Origin of the sequence: Streptomyces sp. DG1A-41 (assembly GCF_037055355.1) — a bacterium.
Lineage (GTDB): Bacteria > Actinomycetota > Actinomycetes > Streptomycetales > Streptomycetaceae > Streptomyces.
Map to the genome: position 1 here is coordinate 402297 of NZ_CP146350.1, position 25392 is coordinate 427688.

Annotated in this window: 22 protein-coding genes and 3 pseudogenes; 13 read left to right on the top strand and 12 right to left on the bottom strand. The window is 72.0% G+C overall.

Annotated features, from left to right (window positions below; all coding sequences use genetic code 11):
• Positions 1–28: 28 nt before the first annotated feature.
• A pseudogene (locus V8690_RS01965) lies at positions 29–139 on the bottom strand (LLM class flavin-dependent oxidoreductase); the annotation flags it as partial.
• On the opposite strand from V8690_RS01965, the pseudogene V8690_RS01970 reads away from it, so the two are divergent.
• The 4 genes and pseudogenes from V8690_RS01970 to V8690_RS01985 all read left to right on the top strand — a co-directional run.
• Positions 125–388, top strand: a pseudogene (locus tag V8690_RS01970) (acyl-CoA dehydrogenase); the annotation flags it as partial. The pseudogenes V8690_RS01965 and V8690_RS01970 overlap by 15 nt on opposite strands.
• A gap of 165 nt (positions 389–553) precedes the next feature.
• Positions 554–967, top strand: coding sequence for an SRPBCC family protein (locus tag V8690_RS01975; protein WP_338785210.1), 414 nt, complete (start codon positions 554–556; stop codon positions 965–967).
• Positions 968–983: 16 nt separating this feature from the next.
• On the top strand, positions 984–1292 hold the full coding sequence (locus V8690_RS01980; protein WP_338775568.1) for a hypothetical protein: 309 nt from the start codon (positions 984–986) through the stop codon (positions 1290–1292).
• A gap of 230 nt (positions 1293–1522) precedes the next feature.
• Entirely contained in the window at positions 1523–2617 is a 1095-nt protein-coding gene (locus V8690_RS01985; protein ID WP_338775569.1) for a glutamate--cysteine ligase, read from the top strand.
• A 69-nt stretch (positions 2618–2686) separates the two neighbouring features.
• Here V8690_RS01985 and V8690_RS01990 read toward each other — a convergent pair whose 3' ends face one another.
• Positions 2687–3724, bottom strand: a complete 1038-nt coding sequence (locus tag V8690_RS01990) for an SPFH domain-containing protein (RefSeq protein WP_338775570.1) — start codon at positions 3722–3724, stop codon at positions 2687–2689.
• 4 nt (positions 3725–3728) lie between these two features.
• The gene (locus V8690_RS01995; protein WP_338775571.1) at positions 3729–4160 is read right to left on the bottom strand and encodes an NfeD family protein; all 432 of its coding nucleotides are present in this window, start codon (positions 4158–4160) and stop codon (positions 3729–3731) included.
• A 261-nt stretch (positions 4161–4421) separates the two neighbouring features.
• On the opposite strand from V8690_RS01995, the gene nhaA reads away from it, so the two are divergent.
• Both nhaA and V8690_RS02005 read left to right on the top strand, forming a co-directional pair.
• Positions 4422–5738, top strand: coding sequence for a Na+/H+ antiporter NhaA (gene nhaA, locus V8690_RS02000; protein ID WP_338775572.1), 1317 nt, complete (start codon positions 4422–4424; stop codon positions 5736–5738).
• Positions 5739–5750: 12 nt separating this feature from the next.
• The gene (locus V8690_RS02005; protein WP_338775573.1) at positions 5751–6020 is read left to right on the top strand and encodes a hypothetical protein; all 270 of its coding nucleotides are present in this window, start codon (positions 5751–5753) and stop codon (positions 6018–6020) included.
• A 15-nt stretch (positions 6021–6035) separates the two neighbouring features.
• Here V8690_RS02005 and V8690_RS02010 read toward each other — a convergent pair whose 3' ends face one another.
• Positions 6036–6272: a hypothetical protein gene (locus tag V8690_RS02010; protein WP_338775574.1), complete on the bottom strand. Its 237-nt coding sequence runs from the start codon at positions 6270–6272 to the stop codon at positions 6036–6038.
• Between the two features lie 142 nt (positions 6273–6414).
• On the bottom strand, positions 6415–7485 hold the full coding sequence (locus V8690_RS02015) for a helix-turn-helix domain-containing protein (protein WP_338775575.1): 1071 nt from the start codon (positions 7483–7485) through the stop codon (positions 6415–6417).
• A gap of 192 nt (positions 7486–7677) precedes the next feature.
• Here V8690_RS02015 and V8690_RS02020 point away from each other — a divergent pair, with 192 nt between their 5' ends.
• Together V8690_RS02020 and V8690_RS02025 are read left to right on the top strand one after the other, a co-directional pair.
• Positions 7678–7899, top strand: coding sequence for a hypothetical protein (locus tag V8690_RS02020; RefSeq protein WP_338785662.1), 222 nt, complete (start codon positions 7678–7680; stop codon positions 7897–7899).
• A 162-nt stretch (positions 7900–8061) separates the two neighbouring features.
• Complete coding sequence (locus V8690_RS02025; protein ID WP_338785212.1) at positions 8062–9762, top strand: chloride channel protein; 1701 nt, start codon at positions 8062–8064, stop codon at positions 9760–9762.
• 81 nt (positions 9763–9843) lie between these two features.
• Here the strand turns inward: V8690_RS02025 and V8690_RS02030 are convergent, their stop codons facing one another.
• From V8690_RS02030 to V8690_RS02040, 3 genes are all read right to left on the bottom strand, one after another.
• The gene (locus tag V8690_RS02030; RefSeq protein ID WP_338775576.1) at positions 9844–10596 is read right to left on the bottom strand and encodes a hypothetical protein; all 753 of its coding nucleotides are present in this window, start codon (positions 10594–10596) and stop codon (positions 9844–9846) included.
• Positions 10597–10816: 220 nt separating this feature from the next.
• A complete protein-coding gene (locus V8690_RS02035; protein WP_338775577.1) occupies positions 10817–11353 on the bottom strand; it encodes a MarR family transcriptional regulator in 537 nt (178 codons plus the stop codon).
• A 34-nt stretch (positions 11354–11387) separates the two neighbouring features.
• Positions 11388–12476, bottom strand: a complete 1089-nt coding sequence (locus V8690_RS02040) for a PP2C family protein-serine/threonine phosphatase (protein WP_338775578.1) — start codon at positions 12474–12476, stop codon at positions 11388–11390.
• Positions 12477–12623: 147 nt separating this feature from the next.
• On the opposite strand from V8690_RS02040, the gene V8690_RS02045 reads away from it, so the two are divergent.
• Entirely contained in the window at positions 12624–13160 is a 537-nt protein-coding gene (locus tag V8690_RS02045; RefSeq protein WP_338775579.1) for a hypothetical protein, read from the top strand.
• Between the two features lie 43 nt (positions 13161–13203).
• Here the strand turns inward: V8690_RS02045 and V8690_RS02050 are convergent.
• From V8690_RS02050 to V8690_RS02060, 3 genes and pseudogenes are all read right to left on the bottom strand, one after another.
• Positions 13204–18013, bottom strand: a pseudogene (locus tag V8690_RS02050) (DNA repair ATPase).
• A gap of 130 nt (positions 18014–18143) precedes the next feature.
• On the bottom strand, positions 18144–20177 hold the full coding sequence (locus tag V8690_RS02055; RefSeq protein ID WP_338775580.1) for an SPFH domain-containing protein: 2034 nt from the start codon (positions 20175–20177) through the stop codon (positions 18144–18146).
• A 96-nt stretch (positions 20178–20273) separates the two neighbouring features.
• Complete coding sequence (locus V8690_RS02060) at positions 20274–20669, bottom strand: hypothetical protein (protein WP_338775581.1); 396 nt, start codon at positions 20667–20669, stop codon at positions 20274–20276.
• Between the two features lie 499 nt (positions 20670–21168).
• Here V8690_RS02060 and dhaK point away from each other — a divergent pair, with 499 nt between their 5' ends.
• The 3 genes from dhaK to V8690_RS02075 are packed head-to-tail and all read left to right on the top strand — an operon-like array spanning position 21169 to position 23213.
• A complete protein-coding gene (gene dhaK, locus V8690_RS02065) occupies positions 21169–22161 on the top strand; it encodes a dihydroxyacetone kinase subunit DhaK (RefSeq protein ID WP_338775582.1) in 993 nt (330 codons plus the stop codon).
• Positions 22162–22210: 49 nt separating this feature from the next.
• On the top strand, positions 22211–22810 hold the full coding sequence (dhaL, locus tag V8690_RS02070) for a dihydroxyacetone kinase subunit DhaL (RefSeq protein WP_338775583.1): 600 nt from the start codon (positions 22211–22213) through the stop codon (positions 22808–22810).
• The gene (locus V8690_RS02075) at positions 22803–23213 is read left to right on the top strand and encodes a PTS fructose transporter subunit IIA (RefSeq protein WP_184992234.1); all 411 of its coding nucleotides are present in this window, start codon (positions 22803–22805) and stop codon (positions 23211–23213) included. The genes dhaL and V8690_RS02075 overlap by 8 nt, the downstream gene beginning before the upstream one ends.
• A gap of 83 nt (positions 23214–23296) precedes the next feature.
• Here the strand turns inward: V8690_RS02075 and V8690_RS02080 are convergent, their stop codons facing one another.
• Positions 23297–23977, bottom strand: coding sequence for a glycoside hydrolase family 75 protein (locus V8690_RS02080; RefSeq protein ID WP_338775585.1), 681 nt, complete (start codon positions 23975–23977; stop codon positions 23297–23299).
• A 400-nt stretch (positions 23978–24377) separates the two neighbouring features.
• Here V8690_RS02080 and V8690_RS02085 point away from each other — a divergent pair, with 400 nt between their 5' ends.
• Positions 24378–25364: a fibronectin type III domain-containing protein gene (locus V8690_RS02085; protein WP_338775586.1), complete on the top strand. Its 987-nt coding sequence runs from the start codon at positions 24378–24380 to the stop codon at positions 25362–25364.
• The last annotated feature ends 28 nt before the right edge of the window (positions 25365–25392 follow it).

Here is a 25392-nt window from a genome sequence, read left to right on the forward strand (position 1 = left end):
GCCCGGGCGGAGCCGACCCGCGAGCGGCTCATCGGCGTCGCCATTCCTCCGCGAGGAGCCGGTACGAGCGCACCCGGTCGGCGTAGCCGTGGGTGATGGTCGTGACGAGCAGCTCGTCGGCGCCGGTGGCCTCCCGCAAGAACCGGCTCTGACACTCGCCGGCGACGGCCAGGGGTAGGTGCTGACCGGCCGTCAGAGCTTTGCCGCCGGTGTCCTGGTCGCCGACCGCCTCGCCGTGCGGGCGGACACCGGCGAACCACTCGCCGTGGTGGTCGATCCCGCCTTTCCCGGCGTGGTGATCGACGGCGACGCGGACTCATTCGGGCAACGGCTCGCGGCCGGCGGAAGCGTGGAGCTCGACGCCGTGCCGATCGCCGCCGACGACGTCCCGCAGCCCGACGCCCGCCGGATTCCCCTCCGTCATAGTTTCACGGTAAGTAAAGATGCAGACACATGCAGACTCTGCAGAAATTCGCCGCACGTCGCCTGCGTACAAGCTCGCAAGCCGGGAACGCGGTGCGCTGAACGAACCCGAGGCGAGGCCGGTGCCGCGATGACCGAGTACGAACGTTCACGCACGATGCCCGCACAGCCCGAGCAGGTCTTCGACCAGGCCGCGAACATCGGCCAGTTGAACACCTGGCTGCCGGAGGCCCTGCACGTCGAGGCCGAGGACCTGCCCGCGGTCACCGTGCACGAGGACCGCACCGACGAGGACACCTCCGCCTTGCTGCGTGCCCAGCGCGACCAGATGCGGCTCGAATGGGGCACCCGCGACCAGGGCGGCTACGCGGGCTGGCTCCAGGTCGCCGGCATCGGCGGCGGAGCCAGTGAAGTGACGGTGCACCTGTCGTTCTTCGACGACAGCCATGACCCCGGCGAGACGATGGTCCGCGACGCCCTGGACACCAGCCTTCAGCGCCTGGAGGAGCAGGTGCGGCTGCGCGTGGACCACGCGGCCGGCTGACCCGGGACCGCACGCCATGGCACGCGTCAAGCAGTACGCCGTCGCGGCGTCCGGACAGTGGACCGACGAGAAGGAAGGCCGGCGCCGCCTGCCGTCCGGCGAGGTGCACGCCTGGGAGCCGGGGCTGAACCAGACCGTGTGCGGACTGTCCCTCAACCGCTCCCGACTGGTCCGCGTCCCTCACGTCACCTGGCCGGACACCTTCCCGGGTTCCGGCGGCGCGGCGGACCGGGTACGGGGCCAGTGCCCGCGCTGCGCCTCGGTCGCCGGACGCCGCGGCCAAGACGCGCGCCCCCGGCGGCAGCGCACGAACCCGCGGCCCTGAGCGGCCCCATCCCGTAGCCCCCCTCGCGTCTGCCCGCGCCGGACGCCTCCTGCCCTCCTCCGCGGAGGAGAGAGCATCCGGCACGCCGAGTCACCGCGGTATCGCGTTTCTGCCATGGTTTGCCCTGCCGTCGCCGCGGCACTCGGGGCACGCGCGAGCGTCCGGCCGGCAGCGCCCGGCCGGCGCGGCGCGATCCGGCCCCGGCGACGGGACAGAACAGAGGGTGACCGATGACGACGATCGGCGTGGAAGAGGAGTACCTGCTCCTCGACCCGGTTACCGGGCTTCCGGTACCCCTGGCCGACAAGGTGCGCGCCGCGGCGGGTCTCGCACATCTGGTGGCCGACCAGGAGGTGCAGTGCGAGCTGCTCCAGGCGCAGGTCGAGGTGGCCACGCCGGTGTGCGGCACACTGGAGGAGGCAGGGGGACATCTGCTGCGGCTGCGGCACGCCATCGGGGCGGCGGCGGAAGCGCACGGCTGCCGGATCGCGGCCTGCGGGACGCCTCCGCTGCGCCATCGTCACCCGGTGGCCGTCACCGACCAGGCCCGCTACCGGGCCATGCTCACGCAGGCGCCCCAGCTGGTGGCGGAGCAGCTGGTCAACGGCATGCACGTGCACGTGGCCGTGCCCAGCCGCGAGACGGGCGTGCAGGTCCTGAACCGGATCCGGGTCTGGCTGCCGACCCTGACGGCCATGTCGGCGAACTCTCCGCTCTGGGACGGCCACGACACCGGCTTCGCCAGCTGGCGCACCGTGATCTTCGGCCGCTGGCCGGTCAGCGGCGCACCCCCGTTCTTCCGCGACGAGGCCGACTACGACCGGCGCGTGACGCGACTGCTGGAGAGCGGTGTGATCTCGGACAGCGGGCAGCTGTACTGGCAGGCCCGCCTGTCGGCCCGGTACCCCACCGTCGAGGTGCGGTGCCTGGACGTCCAACTGCGCGCGGACGACGCGGTCATGCTCGCGGGCATGACCCACGCCCTCGTGGACACCGCCCTCATGGAAACGGCCGCCGGGGCGCCGGTGCCCGACTGCGCGCCGGAGCTTCTCCAGGTCGCTCTGTGGCATGCCGCCCGGCACGGGCTGAGCGACACCTTGATCTGCCCGAGCGGCCGGCCGCGCCGGGCCGGCGACGTGCTGTACCAGCTCCTGCGGCACGTCGCTCCGGCACTCGACGCGTCCGGCGCGACCCGGCAGGTGACGGCCTTGGTCCACCGGCTTCTCCAGAACGGGACCGGAGCGGACAGACAGCGCGCCGCTCTCGCCGAAGGCGGCATACGGGCCGTCACCGAGCTGATCGGCGCGGAGAGCAGCATGTCGTGACTCCCGGCAGACCGCGCCCGGCCGAGGCTCTGGACATGCCCTGGCCCTGCGTCACGCCCCCGACCGCTGTCAGCCAGGAGGCTGGGGCGGCAGAGCTCCGGGGGCGGCGCGATCCGCTCTGGCTGCGTCCGCAAGCGCCGCCGCAGCGGCTTCCGCGGCCTGCGCCGTGTCGTCGGCGGCTTGGGCGGCCATGTCGTCCGTGGGCTTCTCGCGGGTGGCCGGTGACGGGGGCAGTGCCTCGCTGAAGGCACGGGACACCCCCTGGAGCGCGGAGGTGACCTCACTGGGGATCACCCAGAAGCTGCTGCCCGCTCCCTGCGCCAGTTGGGGCAGCGTCTGGAGGTACTGCCAGGCGAGCAGCTTGGGGTCGGGGTCGTTGCGGTGCACGGCCTGGAACACCTCGTCGATGGCCCGGGACTGGCCCTCGGCCTGGAGGATCGCGGCGGTCCGGTTTCCCTCCGCGCGCAGGACGGCGGCCTGCTTGTCGCCTTCGGCGGTGAGGATCTGCGACTGACGCTGCCCTTCGGCGCCGAGGATCGCGGCTCGCTTGTCCCGCTCGGCTCGCATCTGCTTCTGCATCGCGTCCTTGATGGACTGCGGCGGGTCGATGGCCTTGATCTCCACACGGTTGACCCTCAGCCCCCACTTGCCGGTGGCCTCGTCCAGGACGCCACGGAGCTGGCTGTTGATGGTGTCGCGCGAGGTGAGAGTCTTTTCCAGGTCCATGGATCCCACGACATTGCGCAGCGTGGTGACGGTCAGCTGCTCGACCGCCTGAAGGAAACTCGCGATCTCGTAGAACGCCGCTCGCGGATCCGTGACCTGGAAATACAGGACGGTATCGATCTCGACGACCAGATTGTCCTCGGTGATGACCGGCTGCGGCTTGAAGGAGACGACCTGTTCCCGCAGGTCGATCACCGGATGAACGCGGTCGATGTACGGGATGACGAGATTGAGGCCGGGATTCAGGGTCCGGTGGTAGCGGCCGAGTCGCTCGACGTTACGAGCACGGGCCTGGGGAACGATCCGGACCGCCCGCACCACGGTGAAAACCGCGAACAGGGCGACGATCAGGCCGGCAATGAGGAACGCCGAGGTTTCCATGGTCTCAGTCCCGTGGATAGACGATCGCGGTGGCGCCGCTGATCTCTATGACGTCGACGGTCTTGCCGACGGGGATCACCAGCGTCTCGTCGAGGGCGCGGGCCGTCCACTCCTCACCGTCGATACGGACCCTGCCGCCCAGGCCCGTCACCTCCGAGACGACGTAGGCACCCTTGCCGACCAGGGCGTCCACGCCGAACCGTGCCGCTTGGGGCCGGAGCATGTGGCGCAGCGCGAGGGGGCGCACGAACAGCAGGGTGACTGTTGCCACGGCGGTGAAGACCAGGAACTGGAATGGCAGCGGCAGCCCGACCGCGGCGGAACCCGCCGTGACCAACGCGGCCGCACTCAGCATCCCGAGCGCAGCGGTCAGGGTGACGATCTCCGCCACAGCCAACACGGCTGCGATGATCAACCAGATCAGCCATACGTCCATTGCGCACCCCTTTGCACCTGTTTTACCCACATTACGAAGGCCGATACCCCAGAGGCGCGTCACAGATGTGCCGGGCGACGACGAGGGCGCCGGCTGGTGTGCGGTGGTTCGGGTTCGTCCGAGGCCCGCGCCGGACGGTTAAGGTGGTTGCAACGCGTCAGCGGCCTGCCCGAGCGGGCGCCGCACGCGGGGTGTGCCGGGAAGTCTGGTCGGCGTCGAAGGGGCGTATGTCCCCATGCCGATGCCCCGGAGGTCCTCCTGATGGCCGATGCCCCGCACGAGCGTTCCACTTTCCTCGGCCTTCTGCCGTGGTCTGAGCGCTCGGCGGTGGTCCAGGCTCTGCGGACGGAGACCGTCGGCGGACTGGTCCTGCTGGCAGCGGCCGTGGTGGCGCTGGCGTGGGCGAACAGCCCGTGGAGCGGCACCTATGAGGAGATCCGCGACTTCCACTTCGGTATCGGCGCGATCGGTCTCGACCTGTCGGTGGAGCACTGGACCGCCGACGGGTTGCTCAGCGTCTTCTTCCTGGTCGCGGGTATCGAGCTGAAGCGCGAGCTCGTCGTGGGTTCGCTGCGTACGCCCGCAACGGCCGCGCTGCCGGTGGTCGCCGCACTGTGCGGCATGGTGGTGCCCGCCGCCGTGTACGCGGCGACCGCCACCGTCGGCGGGGGCAGCCTGGAGGGCTGGGCCGTGCCCATGGCCACCGACATCGCCTTCGCCCTCGCCGTCCTGGCCGTCCTCAGCACCCACCTGCCCTCCGCCCTCCGCGCCTTCCTGCTCACCCTCGCCGTCGTCGACGACCTCGGCGCGATCCTCGTCATCGCGGTCTTCTTCACCAGCGATCTGAATCTCGCCGCCCTCGCCGGCGCCGTCGCCGGGCTGGTCGTCTTCTACGTCCTCCAGCGGTACCGCGTGCGCGGCTGGTGGTGGTACGTACCGCTCGGCATCACCATCTGGGCCCTGATGTACAACGGAGGCGTCCACGCCACCGTCGCCGGGGTGGCCATGGGCCTCATCCTGCGCACCACCCGCGACAAGGGCGAGGACGCCTCCCCGGCCGCGCGGACCTCCCATCTGCTGCACCCGGTCTCGGCAGGAGTGGCCGTACCGCTCTTCGCCCTCTTCGCGGCGGGCGTCGCACTATCCTCCGCGTCGCTGGGCGAGGTGTTCACCCAGCCGGAGCCGCTGGGTATCGTGCTGGGCCTGGTCGCCGGAAAGACCCTGGGCATCTTCGCGGGCACGTACCTCGCCGCGCGCTTCACCCGGGCCCGCCTCAACCCCGACCTGGCCTGGGCCGACGTGTTCGCCCTGGCGGTGCTCGCCGGGATCGGTTTCACCGTCGCCCTGCTGATCGGCGAACTGGCCTTCCCCCACCCGGCCGAGGCCGAGCTCATCAAGGCCGCCGTGCTGCTCGGCTCACTGATCGCCGCGGTTCTGGCGGCACTGCTGGTCAAGCGCCGCAACGGGGTCTACCGCCGTCTCTGGGAAGAGGAAACGCGCGATACCGACGCCGACGGCATCCCCGACATCTACCAGCGGACCAGCCCTGGGCCAGGCAGCGCCAGGGGCGACAGCTGACGTGGCCGCCTCGTGAACGGCGCCGGGTCCCTGCTGCCAGTGGTCGTCGTGGTCACCGCGCTGGTGATCAGGGCTGCGATCGCTGAGCTGCGCCGGCCGGGCAGCGTCCGTCAGCAGTGGGCATGCGCGACGAGCGGGCCTGCCGTGGCCGCCGGGGTGGTGGCGGGCGTGGCCGTTGCCGCGACGGGCTGGTCACAGGCCGGGGCGGCGGCCTTGGCATGGGCAGTGCTGGCCGGCGCGCTCGTCGCGTTCCTCGTGGGCCGGCCGACGAACAGGCCCTGATGCCCCTCATCCTCGTCAGACCACGGCGGTGCCTTCATTGCCGGACTCGCCGAAGGCGGGCAGGCCCTCGGCCGTGGTGACCTTGGTGAGAGCGCCGTCGGCCTCGGCGCGGAAGCCGCCGGAGTACTGACCGGCCGAGGCCAGGGCGACAGCCACCGTGGCCGCTCCGGCGATGGCGAGGGCCCCGCCGCCGAACAGGACGCGCCGTGTGGACTTCGCCCGGTGACCCCTGCGGCTGCCGTGCACGTTCACGTCCGTTCATCAATCCCTCCGCGCCGCCCGTGCGGCGGAGTCCGCGGCACCGGACGTGAACACAGTGGGCGCAGGGAGTGGTGCGCCGATGCGGAAGTGCGGTCGCGTCAGATTGCGTAAGAGGCCTGGTGCGGGTCACCTCTCAGAAGGATTTCGCCGGCCAGTCCAGCAACCGGGCCCCGATCACCGCTGTTTGAAGCGTGTAACGGTGGACCGGGTCGGACGGATCGGCGCCGGTGAGCTTGTGGATGCGCTCCAGGCGATAGGTGAAGGCCCGCACGCTCAGCGACAGCCGCCGCGCCGCCTCCGCGGAGACACAGCCCGAGTCGAAGTACGCCGTGAGGGTGTCCAGGAGTGGCTGGGCACCACCGCGGGCCTGACGCAGCGGGCCGAGAGCGCTGTGCACCAAGTCGGCCATGGCCTGCCGGTCGCGAGTGAGGACCGGGTAGACGAGGAGGTCGGCGGCGCGCAGCACGGGCTCGTCGAGTTCCAGTCGTTCGGCCAGGTCGAGGGCGTTCAGAGCCTCCTCGTACGAGTGGACGACGCCTCCCGCGCCGGGCTGGGGGCGGCCGATCGCCACCTGTCCCCCGCCCGTGGCGGCGAACGCCTGCTTCGCGAAGTACGCGAGGACCTCGTCCTGGTCGCCGGGGGCGATGCACACGAGCCGTCCGTCCTTGGTGGTGAGCAGGACGCTGCGGTCGCCGAACCGGCTGATCAGCGCGCGCTCCACCTCCCGGAGGGCCGGATCTCCCTCGTCGTAGGCGGTCGTGCCGCGAGCCACGGCGACGGCGTGCTCGTACGACAGGCGCAGCCCGTAGCGCTCCGCGCGCTGGGCCAGCCGGCCCAGGTCGCTTCGGCCGTACAGCAGGTCGTCGATGAACTCCCGGCGGGCCGCTTCCTCCTGGCGTACGGCGTGCCGCTGAGCCCGCTCGTAGCCCTCGGCGAACGCGTCCATGGCCTGGGCAGCGGCGGCGAGCACGCTGTCCACGGAAACACCGCTCCCGGTCGGCCAGTTCGCCCGGGTCGCGGCCATGTGGGCGGCGACCAGGGCGCGCAGTCCGAGACCGGCCTCCGCCGCCTTCTCACCGAGGGTGCGGCGCGAGTCCAGTTCCTCCCGTGTCAGCCGGCGGCCGGTCGCGGAGGCATCCCCGAGGAGCTCGGCATAGCCATCCAGGTATTTCCCGTAGTCCTCGGACACATGCAGCCCTGCCATGGAGATCCCCCCGTTGATGCGACCTCGACATCTTTCCCGCCCTGCCGGATTCCGGCAATGCCGAGGGTGCCGGAGTGCGGCGGTGGCACCTGTCAGGGTCACGTAAAGGACGTGGAAGGTTCTCACCGGTGTGCCGGGAAGCCTGGTCGGCGTTGCGCGCAGAGGTCGCTTCGCTGATCGGGGGTCGTGGTCATGGTGCTCGTCGTGGTCTTCGGGGTGGCGCTGCTCATCGCGGTCCTCGTGGGTGCCGTGCTGGCGCCCACCGACCCGGTGTTCGCCTCCGCGATCGTCGGGCGCAAGGAAGCCCCGGCGAAGCTGCGTCAATGGCTGACAGCCGTCCGGCCCCTCCTGGCGGAACCCTCCCGCCGCGTGCCGGGCGCGCCACCTCGGCAACATCGTCGCAGAGCCCGGTGACCGAGCCCCCTGACACGTTTTGCATAATGCAAAAGTGAGAGAGGGGAATCAATGAGCAGCGCCCAGGAGACCAGGAAGATCAAGTGGGCGATACGTCCCGCCCCCGGTGACGCATCGTCCGCCCAGCGGCCGGCGGGGCTGCGCACCACGTCTTGGGGCCTGCTGGTGCTCGCCCTCGTGATCGGTGCCGGGGCCGGGTTGGGCTCGATCGTCTTCCGCTGGTGCATCACGACCTTCACCCGGCTCTTCACCGGGCACGAGGACTACGCGGCCTCGCCCGGCGCCGGCCACCCGCACCTGCCCTGGCTCGGCCCCTACTTCGTGCTGCTCGCGCCGGTGATCGGCGGCCTGCTCTACGGGCCCCTGGTGAACCGGTTCGCCAAAGAGGCGCGCGGACACGGCGTGCCCGAGGTGATGCTCGCGGTCGCCCAGCGCGGCGGCCGGATCAGCCCCAAGGTCGCCGTCGTCAAGACGCTCGCGTCCGCCCTGTGCATCGGCTCCGGCGGCTCGGTGGGCCGGGAGGGGCCGATCGTGCAGATCGGCTCCGCGCTCGGCTCGACGCTGGGCCGGGTGACGAAGGTGACCGAGGGGCGGATGAAGCTGCTCGTCGCCTGCGGCGCGGCGGGCGGTATCGCCGCGACCTTCAACGCCCCGCTGGCCGGCGTCTTCTTCGCCATGGAGCTGATCCTTGGCACCTTCACCGCGGAGGCGTTCGGCGCGACGGTGCTGGCCGGCGTCAGCGCGAGTGTGATCGGACGCGCCGCCTTCGGCGACGTAACCTTCCTGAACCTCCCGGACTTCCACGTCGACCACCTCGCCCAGTACGCACTGTTCGCCCTGCTGGGAGTGATCGCGGCCGCGGTCGGGGTGGGCTTCGCCCGTGTGCTGTACCTGATCGAGGACGCCTGCGACTGGGCCTGGCGCGGCCCGGAGTGGCTGCGCCCCGCGGTCGGCGGACTGGCACTCGGCCTGGTGCTGCTCGCACTTCCGGAGATGTACGGCGTGGGCTACCCCGTACTGCAGAAGGCGACCGAGGGCGGATACGCGGTCGGCTTCCTGCTCCTGCTCCTCGTGGGCAAGACGATCGCCACCAGCCTGACCATCGGGATCGGCGGCTCGGGAGGGGTCTTCGCCCCCAGCCTGTTCATCGGCGCGATGCTCGGCGCCGCCTACGGCACCGGCCTCCACCACCTGCTGCCCGGCACCGCGGGCGCGGTGGGCGCGTACGCGCTGGTCGGCATGGGCGCCGTCTTCGCCGGCGCGTCCCGGGCCCCGATCACCGCCGTGGTGATCCTCTTCGAACTCACCGGCGAGTACGGGATCATCCTGCCGCTGATGCTGGCGATCGTGCTGGCCACCGCCGTCAGCCGACTGCTCTCGAAAGACACCGTCTACACGCTCAAGCTGCGCCGACGCGGCATCGACCTGGAGGGTGCCGTTCCGGGCGCACCGATCGGCACCCAGCAGGTGGGGGCCGTCATGGAAGCCCTGCCCTCGCCACTGCCCGCGGCCACCGCGCTCGCCGACGCCGCAGCCCTGCTGAGCCGCTCCGGCCACGGCGCCCTGCCGGTGGTCGACGCCGACGGGCACTACGCCGGGATCGTGACGGCCCAGGCCGTGGCCGAGGCCCTCGCCGAACAGCCGTACGACGCGCCGACCCTGGTCGGACGGCTCGCCGTGCCACCGGTACCGGTCACGGCGGACCAGCCCCTCGCGCAGGCCCTGCACGCCCTGCTCTCGGCACCGGGAACCGGGGTGCCCGTCCTGGATTCCCGGCAAGGCGAGCCGGTCGGCTGGCTCAGCCACCAAAGCGTGCTGCACGCCGTGCACGACACCCGCTGGTCAGCGAAGCAGCCGGTCTGACCGGCCCCGCCACCTCCGTACCCCCGCCGTCATGCGGGTCACGACCAGGTCGCTTCCAGCGAACCGCCCAGGCTGTCGCCCTCAGCCCGCCGGCGGAACCCCGGCTCCCCGTCGCCACCCCGCCGTGGACCCCGGCGAGGCGGGCGGGCGGGATGCCGTGTGGGAGAGCCGGTAGGAGCGTACGACCGCGGTGACGCATCCGGCGAGGAGCGCCGCAGCCCAGCCGCCCAGGGCGCGGAGGGGCTCTGCCGGGGACACCCCGGGCTCCACACCGCGCGGCGGCACCCGGCCTTTCGAGTCGTAGACGACGGCGAGCGCGTCGCCGGGGCGGGTGGTCTTGCCGCAGCCCCGCCAGATGCGGACCTTCAGAGGTTCGCCGTCGCGGTCGGCCACCGAGCAGAGGTAGCGGCCGCGGCCGGAGACCGCTCCCGGTCCGCCCTCGACCGATGTCACCACCACGGACTCCACGCGCCCCCGTTCCGCCAGCACCAGGCCCGCGGCAGCCGGGGGTGTCTGCAACGCGAGGCAGACGCCGAGCACCGCGACGATGCCGACCAGCGCCCGTCCTGCCCGCACCACGCAGAGGTAGAGAGCGAGCGCGGCGGCACACAGCAGGCCGCCCTCGCCGTCCGCCAGACCGGGAACCCCGTACCAGGCGCCGGCGACCGCGGTGGCGACGATCGCCATCGCCCCCACCCCGCCGGCGACGAGTCCCTCCACGACCAGCCACCACGGCGGCAGGCCGACGAACTCGGCCGGCCCCCACACCGTGCTGCGCAGATGCGCCATCAGGTGCGCCTCCGGCGTGGGCAGGGGCCGATGGCTTCGGCGCATGCGCGTCCCCCCTCCCCGTGTCCCGCCGCGTCCGGCCATGCCCCTCATCCTGGTGTGGTGGGCGGGTGATCCGCAGTGCCCTCCGCCGGACGCATGCGCAAGGCCCGCGTTGCCGGGATCAGGCAGCATGGCAGGACCCGCACGACTCCCTTGCATTATGCAAAACGCGCCGGAGGCCGAGAAGAGCGGGCCCGGGGACCGGCAGGGCCGACCGAACCGGTCAGGCGTCGCGGGCCACCGGGACGTCGGCCCCCCAGCCCAGCGGGTGCGCCTCCGCGTCCTCCGGCCCCGGTGCGAGGGGCTCTCCCCCGGCCTCGTTGAAGGCGTCGAGGGCCTCGATGAGTCCCATCCGCTGCGTCGGCGTGAGCCGTCGGACGATGGCGGCGATCTCCGCGCGGCGGCGGGCGGTGACGTCCTCCACCGTCCGCCGGCCTTCCTCGGTGAGTTGCAGCAGGGTCTCGCGGCGGTTGTCAGGGTTGAGGCGCCGGTCGGCGAGCCCGGCCGCGATCAGCCGGTCCACCATGCGCATCGCCGTGGACGGCGCCACCTGGAGCAGCTCGGCGAGGGCGACCAGCTTGGTGGCGCCGCGCGTGGACAGCACGACCAGCATCCGGAACTGCGGGAGAGTCACCCGGTCCTCGACCTCGGCGAGGGAGCGGGCGGAGACCGCCACCAGCAGCCGGGACGCGGTCAGCACCGCACGGGTCACCGCGTCAACGTCGTCCATGGGCCCCGCGGGGGTCTCGCGCTCCGGCATGGTTCCTTTCTACCGTGCCGAAGTCCCCGCCCACTCACCTGTCGGGGAGCGGGTTTCCTTCCTCATACCCGCGGTAGCGGAGCAGGAGCATCGCGGCATCGTCATGGGGCGGCCCGCCGGCGTGCCGGGCGAGGTCCGCGCGCAGCGCCTCCAGGGCGCGGTGAGCGTCGAGTTCCCTGAGCAGGTGGGCGCGTTCACCCAGGGGATAGAAGCGGCCGCCTTCGTCCCGGGCCTCGGTCACGCCGTCGGTGTACAGCAGGAGTTGCTCGCCGGGTGCGAAGTCCACCCGGTAGGGCTTCGGCTCCTCGCTCCCGTGGGCGCCCAGTCCCAGCGGAAGTGAATAGGCGGGCGGTTCCGGGAAGTCGACCGTGCCGTCCCGGCGTACGACCATCGGGGCCGGATGGCCGTAGTTGAGGAGGACGGCCTCGTAATCCGCGCCGATCTCGGCCAGGATCGCCGTGACGAACTTCTCGCCCTCCAGCTCCCGGCCCACGCTCCGCTCCAGACGCTCGCCGAGCCCCACCAGGTCCGGCTCGTCGTGTGCCGCCTCCCGGAAGGCGCCGAGGACGACCGCCGCCGTCTCCACCGCGCCCAGCCCCTTGCCCTGCACGTCCCCCACGATCACGCGGATGCCGTGCGGCGAGGCCACGACCTCGTACAGATCGCCGCCGATGCGCGCCTCGGCGACGGCCGAGGTGTACGACACCGCCGCCTGAAGCGGGCCCGCCGTCAACGGCACCGGACGCAGCAGCACCCGCTGTGCGACCTCCGCAATCGATCGCACACTGGCCAGTTCGTCTTCGCGGCGCGAGCGCATCACGGCCGCCGCGATGCCCACTCCGGTGACTCCGGCCACCGAGGCCATCGCGGTGAACCCCCGGCGCTCCGGGAAGAGCCCGTCGTACAGCCCCAGTCCCGCGCAGAGCACCAGCGCCACGAGTCCGATCAGCGCCGTGCGACGCCATCCTCCGACCAGCCCGGCAAAGGCCGGTCCGAGCGAGACCAGCGGGAGGAACCCCACCCCCGGCCCCGCCACGACGTCCACGACCGCGACCACCGCCATCACCGCGATCGGCACGGAGGACAGCACCGTCCAGCTCCGTGGCGGCTTGTTGTCGGTCATGGCGTACTCCAGCGATGTCGAGGCGCTCGAGAGCCGCCCCTGACCTTCGCAGGCGCGCCTCCCCCACCTTTAGACTATGCAAAGGTTGCTCGGGTTGTGCCGCCCACGGCCCCGAGAGCAAGAAGGAACGAGACGAGGGGGACCACTGTGACCACCCAGGGGCCTGACCGCGAGGGAGCGCCCGAAGAGCCGGACGGCGCCTCGTCCGGCTCCGAGGAGGTGTGGCTGAAGTTCCTCATGGACAGCGAGCGGGCCATCCGCGCATCCGCCCCCAGGGAGCCCTCCGCACGGGAACGGGTGCGGGGGCGGCCTTCCCGCTCCCTCGCCGCGGACAGTGCGGAGCAACGGACGCGGCACCCGGACGACGAGGTTGTGAACGGGAGGACTGACGCGGTCGGCGACCTGTGGCAGGTGGAGGAGCCGTGGACCGGCCCGGCTTGGCGGGATTTGGACGGGCGAGCCAGACTCCGGCGCGTCGGCCGCGTCGTCGCCACCTCCGCCGCGGTCGTCCTGGCGCTCGGGGCCTGGTCCCTGCTGTCCACCCGCGACGGCACGCCCAGCGACAGACCGGACGACACCATGGTGCAGCAACTGGAGGACGCCCCCGCCGACATGCCCACGGCGCCCCGTCTCCCGCCTGGTTCCACCGCTGTGCCGACCTCGTCCGTGACCGCTGCCGGGTGAGTCACCTGCACGGTGCAGCGGGGCCGGACGTCCGCGCGGCGCCTCACTGTGCCGCGCGGTTGATCGCCGTCTCCACGGCCGCGATCCGCTCGGCGAGCAGCCCCAGGGTGGCCACGGCGCGGACGAGGGGATCGCCGTCCGGTCCACCCAGCGTCCGCGTCCGCACGTACGCCGCCTTCAGCTCGCTCCAGCGCAGTGCCTGTTCGTCTGTCAGAGTGCCGCGCAGCTCCGCCAGTTTCAGCAGGTTGGACTCGGCGCCGGTGGTGAGGGTGTGGGCCTCGGCCGTGTAGTGGTCGTCGATCAGCGCGGCCAGTTCGGTGTCGTCCATGACGGGCTGGACGCGTTGCGCGATCTTGTTCATGTTGCGGTAGGAGCCCTGGAGCCGGAAGGGCGGCTCGGAGCGGGTGGCGTCGGACTGGGCGGCCGAGGCGATGTACGCGGCGTTGACCGCCAGGACCGTCTCGCGAGCCGTGAGCAGGTGGCGCAGTACGGCCAGGACGCGCTCCAGCTCGGCGGGGGCGTACGGGTGTGCCAGCCGGTCCGCGCGGGCCGTTGAGTCGCCCTCGGCCAGGCGGATCAGCAGCTCCAGGTCGGTGCGGCCGCGGCCGGCGAGCGGGGCGAGGACCGGGTTCGCCGTCAGCGCGTTCTCGACGAAGCTGAGCGCGAAGGAGTCCTGCTTGCCGGTCAGGACGTCACCGAGGTTCCACACGTCGGCGCGGTTGGTCAACATGTCGGGGACGCGGAAGCGGCCGCCGGACTCGGTGTAGGGGTTGCCGGCCATGCACACCGCGAACCGCTTGCCGCGCAGGTCGTAGGTGTGCGGCTCGCCGTCGCGCACGCCCTCGATGCGGCGGGTGGCGTCGCACAGCGGGATGAACCTCTGGAGCAGCTCGGGCGAGGTGTGCTGGATGTCGTCGAGGTAGAGGAGGGTGTTGTTGCCCGCCTCCAGCGCGAAGTTGATCTTCTCGATCTCCTGGCGGGCGGTGGCGTTCGGGGCCTCGGCCGGGTCGAGGGAGGTGACGGCGTGGCCGAGTGCGGGGCCGTCGACCTTCACCAGGATCAGGCCGAGGCGGTCGGCGACGTACTCCATGAGGGTCGTCTTGCCGTAGCCGGGCGGGGAGATGAGCAGAAGCAGGCCGCCGGTGTCGGTGCGCTTCGTGTCGCCCGTCGTACCGAGCTGTTTGGCGAGGCTGTCGCCGACCAGCGGCAGGTAGACCTCGTCGATCAGCTTGCTGCGTACGAACGCGGACATCACGGTCGGACGGTACTGGTCCAGGCGGAGGCGGGTGCGCTCGGCGGCCAGCAGTGCCGTCCGGCGGCGCTGGTAGGAGCGGTGCGCGGGGACGTCATGGGCGCGGAACTCCCGTGCGCGGGCGAGAAGTTCGTCGACGCGGACGGTGAGGGTGCCGCCGCTGACGCGCGGGTGCGTGCCGAGCAGGCCCTCCACGGTCTCGGTCAACGGGGCGTCGGACTCGTGGCGGAGCAGGTCCGGGCAGAGCTCGGCGGCCACCGCCTCGGCCAGGTCGCCGGGGCTGATCTCCGTGCCGGTCGCGGCGGCGTACGACGTCAGCCACGCCTCGACCAACTGCCGGCGGGCGGCCGGGTCAGTGAGGACGGCGAGGTCGTCGTCGTAGGCCGATGTGCCCACGGTGCGGCGGAACTTGTCGAGCAGCGTCCGGGTGCCGGCGCTGATGACGAAGCCGTCGGGGCCGCTGGTCAGCTCCTCGAAGAGGTAGGTGGCCGCCGCACGGGTGCCGATCGCCTCCGCCAGCTCGGCCACGAGGTCGGCGATCGCCGGCACGAGTCCGAACGTGTCCCGGGCGCGCGCCAGCGAGACCGCGCGCCGGGTCCAGCTCTCCCGCTCCTCGGCCGTCGTACCGTGCGCCCAGAAGAGCTGGGCGGCGGCGCGGGCGGCGGGCGCGTGGCGGAGCGGGCCGGCGCCCTCGTGCAGGCGCAGAAGTGTGGCGAGGATCGTGGTCGCGTCGTGGTCGTGGACGCCACGCTGGTAGCCCTCGTCGTACGCCGCCTCCGCCGCCTGCCGGACGAGGGCGGGCAGGTCGGCCTCCGCGAGCGCGTCCGGGCCGTGTTCGTCCAGCAGCCGGACGGCGAGGTGTTCGGCGCGGTAGACCCCGGGCGACTCGGACGGCAGGGGGCGGTCCCAGTAGGGGCGGGTGGCGGCGAAGTCGGGGGGGTCCGTGACCGGCGAGCGGTAGTCGGTGCCGGTGAGCGCGAAGGCGAGGGTGTCGCCGTGCGGGACGAGGGTGAGGTCGAGGGGCTGGGTGTTGACGGCGAAACGGTGGCTGCCCAGGCGGAGGGTGCGGCCGTCGTCGGCGTACAGGTCGGTGCGGTCGCGCAGGGCGCGCAGCGCCTCCTGGAGGGCGGACTTCAGACGGCCGTCGACTTCCTCGGCCCTGACCTGGTCGCCGAGTTCGCGCAGCTCGTCGGCGATGCGGCGGACCTTGGCGGGCATCGGGTCGGAGGTGAAGTAGGTGGCGATCGCGTCCGTGCCGGCGAGCATGACGGCGCGGCGGGTGACCGTCCGCAGGACGCGGGCCGCCGAGTCGGCGAGGCGCTCGGCGCGACGGGCGCGGGCGTCGGCGAGGGTCTGCTTGCGGGCGGAGAACGCCTCGTGGACCTCGTCGCGCTTGTCCGCCAGCTCGCCGAGGAAGTCGTCGAACTCGGCGAACTGGGACTCCAGGTTCTCCACCCGCACCAGCATGGTGGCGAGCTGCTCGTCGCACGCCTCGGGACTGTCGGCGCCCGCGAGCCCGCCGATGACGGCCTGGCCGAGCAGGGCGAACTCGGCGGCGAACTCGGCCCGTCCCTCACGGTCGAGGAGCGTGCGGCGGCGGCCGTCGAGCGTGGCGCGGGCGCGGTTGACACCACCGAGGACCTCGGCGATCCGCTCCAGGATGGACGTCCGGACGGTGGCGTCGCCGATGTCCAGCCCGGCGACGACCTCGGTCACCGTGCGCAGCCCGTCGGCGAGGTCGTCGAGACGGGCGGCGACGGGCGCGGCCTCGGCGACGGTGTCGATTGCCCCGGCGTCCGCGACGAGCTGTTCGATGTCGGCCTGGTGGCCGGCGAAGGCGTCCTCGCGGGCGAGGTGGGCGACGGCCCGCTGCCCGAAGGAGGCGAGGTCGGCCTCGGCATCCGCGGCGAGCTCGTCGATGCGGCCGGTGTCGGCGTACCGCATGTCCCTGAGGGTGAGCAGGTGGCCCTGGGCGTGCCGCAGTTCGGTCAGGCCGGCCGACCCAGGCGGAGGCGCTGCGCGGGGTCTCGCCACGCAGGCGTCGCACGACCGCCGCCACCTGGGCGGCGGCTTCGGCGAGCGCGTCGGCCGCCTGGCTGGTGAGGGCCTGGACGGTCTCGAACTCGGCCAGCACCTGCTCGGCGGTGGCCCGGACCTGCGTGAGCGGCGTGTGCAGATCGCAGAGTTCGGGCTCGCTGAGCCAGTGGTAGGAGTCGGCGGCCCGGACACAGGCGGCGGCCAGTGCCTCGTAGACCTCGCTCGTCGGCGTCGACTCGGTGACGGCGCGCGTGATGGACAGACAGTCCGAGATACCGCGCACGAGGTCGGCGTTGCCGAGGCGGGTGAGCGGGCCGGTGCCGACGGGCTGGGCGGCGGCGTGCGTGTCGGAGACGTACGGGGAGTCCCACATCTGGACGGGGTGCACGCGCTGCGGCTCGTCGTTGTCCGCGCGCAGCACCACCAGCGTGCCGTCGTCGAAGAGGGCCCAGCCGTGGCAGGACAGCGGGGTGGCGACCTCCTTGCGGATCATGTTGTACGGCAGCAGGAGACTGCGGCCTTCCGCGCGCGCGTGGAAGGCGAAGAGGACGTCCTCGCCGTTGGGTGAGCGGATCGTCCGCTCGAACTCCAGGCCGGCGGTGTCGGTGCCGTCGAAGGTCTTGTACGTCCCAGTGGCGAGGCAGTAGCCGCCGGGGAAGACGATCCCCTGGTCCTCGGGCAGTGTCCGGCAGGCCCGACCGATGCCGTCGAGGCGGACGACGCTCTTCGTGAGTGTGTTGAAGACCAGGTACCGGTGGAGGTCCTCCTTGTACGGCAGGACGTCCAGCAGGACGAGGGCGCCCACACGCGCGTACGCGACGTCGGCGTCGGCGAGGGACTGAAGCGGCTCGGCGACCGGCTCCGCGTGAACCCCCTCCCCCGTCTCGGTGTTGTCCTCGACCTTGACGGTCAGGGTGCCGCCGACCGTCTCGACGAAGACCTGGCCCTCGATGGAGACATGAGGATGGCGGCCGAGGACATGGTGCTCGCGGGTCGTCCGCGTCCAGGCGAAGTCGTGGGAGGGCGGGAAGACGTGGTCGCGCTCGCCCCGCGCGTCCAGGAAGGACACCCGACCGTCGTCGGTCACCGCCCAGCGCAGGACACGGATGTCGCCGGCCTTCTCCCCCGTCTGGAAGACGGCCAGCAACTTGCCCTCGACGCGGCGGAGTTGCAGCAGCTGAGCCTGCCGGTAGTAGCGGTGGAGAGCGGCGAACTCGCGGACGAAGGCGGGATCGTCGAGCAGGCCCGGCACGGCGTCCTCGGCCAGCCGGTTCAGATCGCGGTCGTACAGCGCGAAGACGTCACCCACCGTAGTCTCCGGCTTGAGGCCGAGGAAGACGTTGTGGCCGAAGAGCAGCCTGTCGCCGACGGCGACGATGTCGCGGGGCACGCAGTTGTGCTCGGTGCGCAGCCGCTCGGTGCTCGTCAGCTCCAGCCGGGTGGAGCCGAACTCCTCGGTCCGGCGGGCGTTGAGCGCCTCGGCGCGCCGGGCGAGCTCGGCGGCCTGCGCGGTGAGCCGGTCGCGCAGCACCTCGTACGTGCCGGTGTCCCAACCGGTGGTCATGAGGTCCCTTTCAAAAGTCGGAGAACGTGGTCCGGAGCTGCCGTCCCCTGTGCGGCAGCTCCGGACCACGGGCCGGGTCGGGCCGTGGCGCCCGCCTGGCCCTGGCACGCCTGCCGGGCCCCGGCGGCGGTCAGGCCCTGGCGCTGCCGTTGAGCTCGGTCAGCGGAGTGTCGGCGAGGCCCAGCTCGCCCGCCTTGTCCAAGAGCTGCTGGAACTGACCGGCGTTCCCGCCGCCCTGCTTCAGGAACTTCATCAGCAGGGCGGAGACGGTCAGGTTCTGCACATCGGCCGTCGACACCGAGCCGAGGACCCGGCTGAGGTCGTCGGTGAAGCTGGAAGTACCGTCCAGCCAGGGCTTCGCGAGCGCCTGGGCGGTCTCGGAGTGCTGGACGAAGCCGTCGACGCCCTTGCCGAGCGCGATCGAGGAGACCAGCCGGTCGAAGAAGACCGACTCGCCGCCGACGATGCTGATGTCGGCGTTCTCCAGCCCGGTGGCGAGCACCGTGGCCTGGGCCTCGGCGACCTGTCGCTGCACGTCCAGCCCGGCGAGCCGGATGTCCTTCTCCGCCTCCAGGCGCAGCCGGTACTCCTCGTGGCCACGGGAGGCGTCGTCCAGCGCGGCCATCGCGGCGGCCTTCTCGGTCAGCCCGGCGGCCTCGGCCCTCAGCTTCCCGCTGATGCCCTCGGCCTCGGCCAGCGCCTTGGCCCGCGCCCCGTCGGCCTCGGCACGCAGCCGGGCCTGGGTCGCCGCCGCCTCCGCATGGCCGACCTTCTCGGTGACCTCGGCCTCCTTGTCGCGGACTTGGACCACCGCGAGGCCTTCGGCAGCGGACTCGGCCTGGATGCCCTCGGCGAGGCGCCGCTTGGCCTGCGCGTCGAAGTCGGCGCTCTTCAACCGGGCCTCGGCCAGGGTGAGTTCCTCGGCTGCCCGGTGGACGGCGGCCTGCTCGGCTGCCTCCGCGGCCTTGATGTCCTTGACCAGCTTTTCCTGCGCCTCGGCCTCCGCGGCGATGATCACGGCCTGCCGGCCGCGCTCGGCCTCCTCCACGGCGCGCAGCCTCTTGATGGCCTCCTCCTGCTCGGCGACCGTACGGTCCACCGCCACGCGCTCGCGGATGACCTCGGCGATCTCCCGCCTCTCCGCCTCGACCTCCTTCTCGGCGGCGATCTGTGTCAGTCGCGTCTCCCGCTCCCGCGCGATGACCTCGAGCTGCCGGTCCTTCTCGATGCGCTCGTTCTCGATGGCGATGACACGCTCACGGTTCTTGGCCGCGACGGCGACCTCACGGGTCTGGTTCTCGCGCTGGACGCCGAGCTGCTCCTCGGTCTTGAGGAACGCGCCCTGCGCCCGCAGCCGCTCTTCCTCCACCACCCGCGCCGTCTCGGCCTCCTCGCGGGCCCGTACGGTCTCGATCTCCCGGCGCTGCTTGATCTCGGCGTCCGCCTGCCGGCGCTCCAGCTCGAGGATGGCCTCGCGGGCGTCGACGTTCTGCCGGGTGATCTCCTTCTCCTCGTGGCGCTGGAACTCGTTGGTCCGCACGTGCTCCACGGCCGTCAGCTCGGTGATCTTCCGGATGCCCTGCGCGTCGAGCACGTTGGCGGGGTCGAGCTGGGTCAGCGGCGTCTGCTCCAGGTAGTCGATCGCCGCGTCTTCCAGGTGGTAGCCGTTGAGGTCGACGCCGATGACCTCGATGATCCGGTACCGCAACTCCTCGCGCTTGGTGTAGAGATCGGTGAAGTCCAGCTGCTTGCCGACGGTCTTGAGCGCCTCGGAGAACTTCGCGTGGAACAGTTCCTGGAGCGTGTCCCGGTCGCTGGCCCGTGCGGTTCCGACGGCCTGGGCGACCTTGATGACGTCCTCGATCGTCTTGTTGACCTTCACGAAGAACGAGATCCGGATGTCCGCGCGGATGTTGTCGCGGCAGATCAGGCCCTCCTTGCCGGCCCGGGTGATCTCGATGGTCTTCACCGAGATGTCCATCACCTCGGCCTTGTGCAGCACGGGCAGCACGACCTGTCCGGTGAAGGTCACGTCGACCTTGCGCATCTTGGAGACGATCAGCGCCTTGCCCTGCTCCACCTTGCGGAACAAACGGGCGACGACGAGTACGAGGAGCAGGCAGACGGCGACGAGCACGCCGGTGCCCACGATCATGGCAGCCATGGCAGACGTCCTTCAGCGTGAGGAACTTGAAAACGAGGGAGGACTGAAAGAGAGGCAGAAGGGGCCGGAACCCCGCGTTCCGGCGACGCCCGCGGCTCAGGCGGCGTGGTCCGGCACGGACGGCCCGGGTTCATCCGGGAAGAGACGGTGCAGCGGGCGCACGATCAGGCACGTCGCACCCCAGGCCACGAGCATCGCCCCCACGGGTGCGACCAGGTGCAGCATCCCGGCGACCGGTCCCGGGAACCCGAACGCGGCGAACAGAACGGCCGCTCCGACGCTCAGGGACCAGGCGAGCGCGGTCAGCAGTGAGAAGGCCACCGTGACGGGCACCCCGCCCATGCGCCAGACCCGCAGATCCACGTCCGCGTCGAAGCTGCCGACGTCGGTGACACCCACGGCTGCCAGGAGCCAGAAGCAGACGACCACGACGAGTGCGGCGGTCAGCAGGATCGTGGGCGGGCCCGTGGCCGCTGCCAGAAGGGTGCGCATCTCGTGGTCCCCCCTCTCCCCGCGCGGCGCGTCTGAGTCGTCTCCGGCGATACACGGTCGTTCCGTGCCTTGGTGCCGGGCACCTGCCGGTGTCCGGCACCAAGGCGATCCGCCGTGCTCCCCACGAGCCATGCTGCACGATCCGGCCCTGGTCGCGCATTGCCGGTTCCCGGCAGTGTTCACGCGGGGCTGCATGCCGGGGCCGCCAAGAGGACGGCAAGCCCGCTCGGCACATCGGGTACGTGCGCATCGCCTGATTCCACATGATCGTCGGCCGGTGCCGGTACCAAGAAAGCCTCCTTCCGGGAGTCGCGTGAGCAGGAGGTCGGCCTCCGCACCTGACGATCCGTCGACGACGTCGGCGTCGAGTCAGTGTCAGTACCGCCGCGACCCGCTGTCGACGGCCGTGAAACGCCAAGATCGACAACTGGTCAAGCCCGAGACGGCCTGCGAGGATGAAGGCCAGAGGCGCACGTACCAGTCTCACCAGGAGGTACCCGTGAAGATGCTGATCAACGTCCCGGAGACCGTGGTCGCGGACGCGCTGCGTGGTCTGGCGGCTGCCCACCCGGATCTGACCGTGGACGTGGAGAACCGGGTGATCGTGCGGCGGGACGCTCCCGTGGCCGGGAAAGTGGGGCTGGTCTCCGGCGGCGGCTCGGGGCACGAGCCACTGCACGGGGGTTTCGTAGGGCCCGGCATGCTGTCGGCGGCCTGTCCGGGTGAGGTTTTCACCTCCCCGGTGCCCGATCAGATGCTGCGCGCGGCCGCCGCCGTGGACAGCGGGGCCGGGGTGCTGTTCATCGTCAAGAACTACACCGGTGACGTGCTCAACTTCGACATGGCCGCCGAGCTGGCCGAGGATGAGGGCATTCAGGTCGCGAAGGTGCTGGTCAACGATGACGTGGCGGTGACCGACAGCCTGTACACGGCCGGGCGGCGCGGTACCGGGGCGACCCTGTTCGTGGAGAAGATCGCGGGCGCCGCCGCTGACGAGGGCATGCCGCTGGAGCGGGTGGAGGCCATCGCCCGGCAGGTCAACGAGAACTCCCGCAGTTTCGGTGTCGCGCTGAGCGCGTGCAGCACACCGGCCAAGGGCAGCCCCACCTTCGACCTGCCGCCGGGCGAGCTGGAGTTGGGCATCGGCATCCACGGCGAACCCGGCCGGGAGCGGCGGGCGATGATGACGTCCGGCGAGATCGCCGAGGTCGCCGTCGAGGCGGTGGTGGAGGACCTCCGGCCGCGCAATCCCGTGCTGGTCCTCGTCAACGGCATGGGTGCGACGCCCCTGCTCGAGCTGTACGGCTTCAACGCCGAGGTGCACCGGGTGCTCGCCGCCCGCGGCGTCCCCGTCGCCCGCGTCCTCGTGGGCAACTACGTCACCTCCCTGGACATGGCGGGCGCCTCCGTCACCCTGTGCCAGGTCGACGAGGAGATGCTGCGGCTGTGGGACGCGCCGGTGAAGACGCCGGGTCTGCGCTGGGGCATGTGACGCGGAAGGGGTAGAGGATCACCACGTACCTACCAGGCAAGGAGATCCAGTGCTCGACGCCGATTTCTTCCGCCGTTGGATGACGGCGACCGCCGCGTCCGTCGACCGTGAGGCGGAACGGCTCACCGCCCTCGACTCCCCCATCGGGGACGCCGACCACGGCAGCAACCTCCAGCGCGGGTTCACGGCCGTGACGGCGGCCCTGGAGAAGGAGGCCCCCGGCACGCCCGGCGGGATCCTGACTCTGGCCGGGCGCCAGCTGATCTCGACGGTCGGCGGCGCCTCGGGGCCGCTGTACGGGACGCTGCTGCGCCGTACCGGCAAGGCGCTCGGGGATGCCTCCGAGGTCAGTGCGAAGCAGCTGGCCGAGGCGCTGCGGGCCGGGGTGGACGCGGTCATGACGCTCGGCGGTGCCGCGCCGGGCGACAAGACCATGATCGACGCTCTGGTGCCCGCGGTGGACGCGCTGGGCGACTCGTTCGCTGCGGCCCGGACCGCCGCCGAGGAGGGCGCCGTGGCGACCACACCCTTGCAGGCGCGCAAGGGCCGGGCGAGCTATCTGGGCGAGCGCAGCATCGGGCACCAGGACCCGGGTGCCACGTCGTCGGCGCTGCTCGTCGCCGGGCTCGCGGAGGCCGCCGGTGAGTGACGAGCGGCTCGTGGGGATCGTGCTGGTGTCGCACAGCGCGGAGGTGGCCGCTTCGGTCGCCGCGCTGGCGAAGGGGCTCGCCGGCGGTGGTCCGGCGGTGCCCGTCGCCCCGGCGGGCGGCACCGAGGGCGGCGGGCTCGGTACCAGCGCCGAACTGATCGCCGCGGCGGCGGCGTCCGTCGACCGCGGCGCCGGCGTCGCCGTGCTGACCGACCTGGGCAGCGCGGTGCTCACCGTGAAGGCGCTGCTCGCGGAGGGCGACGAACTCCCGGAGCAGACACGGCTGGTGGACGCTCCGTTCGTGGAGGGAGCCGTGGCCGCGGTCGTCACGGCGGCGACCGGGGCGGACCTGGCGGCGGTGGAGTCGGCCGCCGCTGAGGCGTACACCTACCGGAAGGTGTGAGTCCGGGCCGGGCGCGCCGGAGAGCGGCGGGCCCGGCGACCATCGGCCCCCGGGCGGCTGGCACCTGACGCTCTGTCAATCGCTCAGCGAGCGCCGACGAATTGTCTCGCCAGCCGCTCCCCCGCCGTCACGGCCGCCGCGTGGTCCTCGATGGGTGACACGCGGGCGTTCTTGAAGACGATGTAGGTGACGCCGGACGGCGTGCCGCCGCCTTGCGGATCGGCGCGGATGCCGAGCGCCTTGGCGGTCGTGTAGGACGCCTCCCCGATGACGTCCTGCGGGCCCGTGTCGCCGACGACCGCGTACTGCACACGGTCGCGGTGGATGACGGCCACGACGGAACCGCCGCCCACGCCGTACTCCCGGTAGTCCCAGATGCGGCTCGGGGCGGGTACGACGATGAAGGGCAGGCGTTCGGCGCTCAGGGGGCGGCCGTCGGACTGTGCGTAGGCCGTGCTGTCGGAAAAGTACGGGTCCGTGCGGCGGTTGCAGCGAGGTCCGGGGCGGCCGTCGCAGTCGATGTCCATGTCGGCCTTCCAGAACACGGCGTCGCGGGTGCCACAGACCGGGATGTTCGCGGGTGCGCCGTTGTCACTGCGGTACCGGCCGCGTGAGACCTGAGTGCAATCCCGCACCTTGACCAGCAGGTCGGCGGCGCTGACGGGATTCTCGCGCCACGGCGCCTGGGGCGGGGCGGCGGGGGGTGTCGTCGCGGCGAGCAGGGCGGCACTGGCCGCGGCCAGTGTGAGCGACTGGACACGCACGATGGAGGAGCCTCTCGTGGGGAACCTGACGGGCACTCAGCCCAATCTGGCCCGGGGGTGATCCCCCGGCCACCGCTGGGGGGCCGGACGGTGCACGGCCCCAATCTCCGACAGGGGCCGGGGGCCTGAGTCCGCGTAAGGACTCGGGCTCCCCCGGCCGCCCGTGCCGGCGCGGGATCTGCGACGACAGCGGTCCCCGCGACAGGCCCGAACTCCCTGATGTACGACAGGAGTTCGGCCGTGAGGAGGTTCAGCATACGTAACTCTCCCGGGTGGTCGCGAATGGCGGGAGGTGACGCCCCCACAGAGGGCTCCCTGCACCCGCCCGCTTGATGTGATCGCGCCAGCCGCGCCATATTGGTCCGGACCATTCCCGAGTGCCGCCCCGGGAGGCAGTGTCGTGCGAAACCTTTCCTCTCTCCCCAGCCATCTCCGTCGCCTCGCGCTCTGCGCGGCTCCGGTCCTGGTCGCCTCCTGCGGCTGGACCGGCACGGGCGAAGGGGACGGCGGCTCTCCGCCCGGCGCGCCGACAGGCGTCACCGCGACAGCGGGCACGGCGACGAGCGTGCACGTCATGTGGAACACGACCGCCCGGGCCGATGCCTACGAGGTGTATCGCGGCACCACGAAGGTCAGGGAAGTGCCGGGCTTGAAGCACATGGTGGACATCACCAGGCTCCGGCCCTCCACCCTGTATGTCTTCACCGTGCGGGCGCGGGACGCCGAGGGGCGGCTGGGACCGCGCAGCCGGGAGGTCCGGGCGAGGACACCCGCGGCCGTCGCACACGACCACTTGGCACCCACTCGCCCGTCGGCTCCGCACGGCCGGGCGGCAGGCAGCCGGGCGGTCCAGCTGTCCTGGTCCGCCTCGACGGACGACCGGGGCGTGGCGTCGTACGACATCCATCAGGGGGACGCGAAGACCCACAGCGTCAGCGGGTCTCAGACGGCCGCCGTGGTCACGGGGCTGCGGCCCGGCACGGCCTACTCGTTCACCGTCCGGGCCAGGGACGCGGCCGGGAACGTCTCCCCCGCCGCTCCCGCCGTCCGTGTCACCACGCCGGGCACGGACGACGGCCGAGCGACGGCCCCCACCGGCTTCCGGGCGACGAGCCACCGGGCGGACGGGGCGTACTACGTCGACCTGAGCTGGGTGCCGCCGCGCGTGGACGGTGAGGTCACCGAGTACCAGATCCATCTGGACGGCCGGCCCGCCACCTCTCTGGTGTACGGCGGGGACGCGCCGCGCGACCGGGCCGCGTACAGCTTCTACGTGGGACGGGACGCCGGTGTCAGCCACCGGGTCCGGGTCCGGGCGATGCTGCCGGACGGCACCTGGGGAGGCTTCTCGACGGAGCGGACGGTGACGACGGGTCGGGAGCGCTGACGCGCTCCTCGGCATGGTCCGGCCGTGG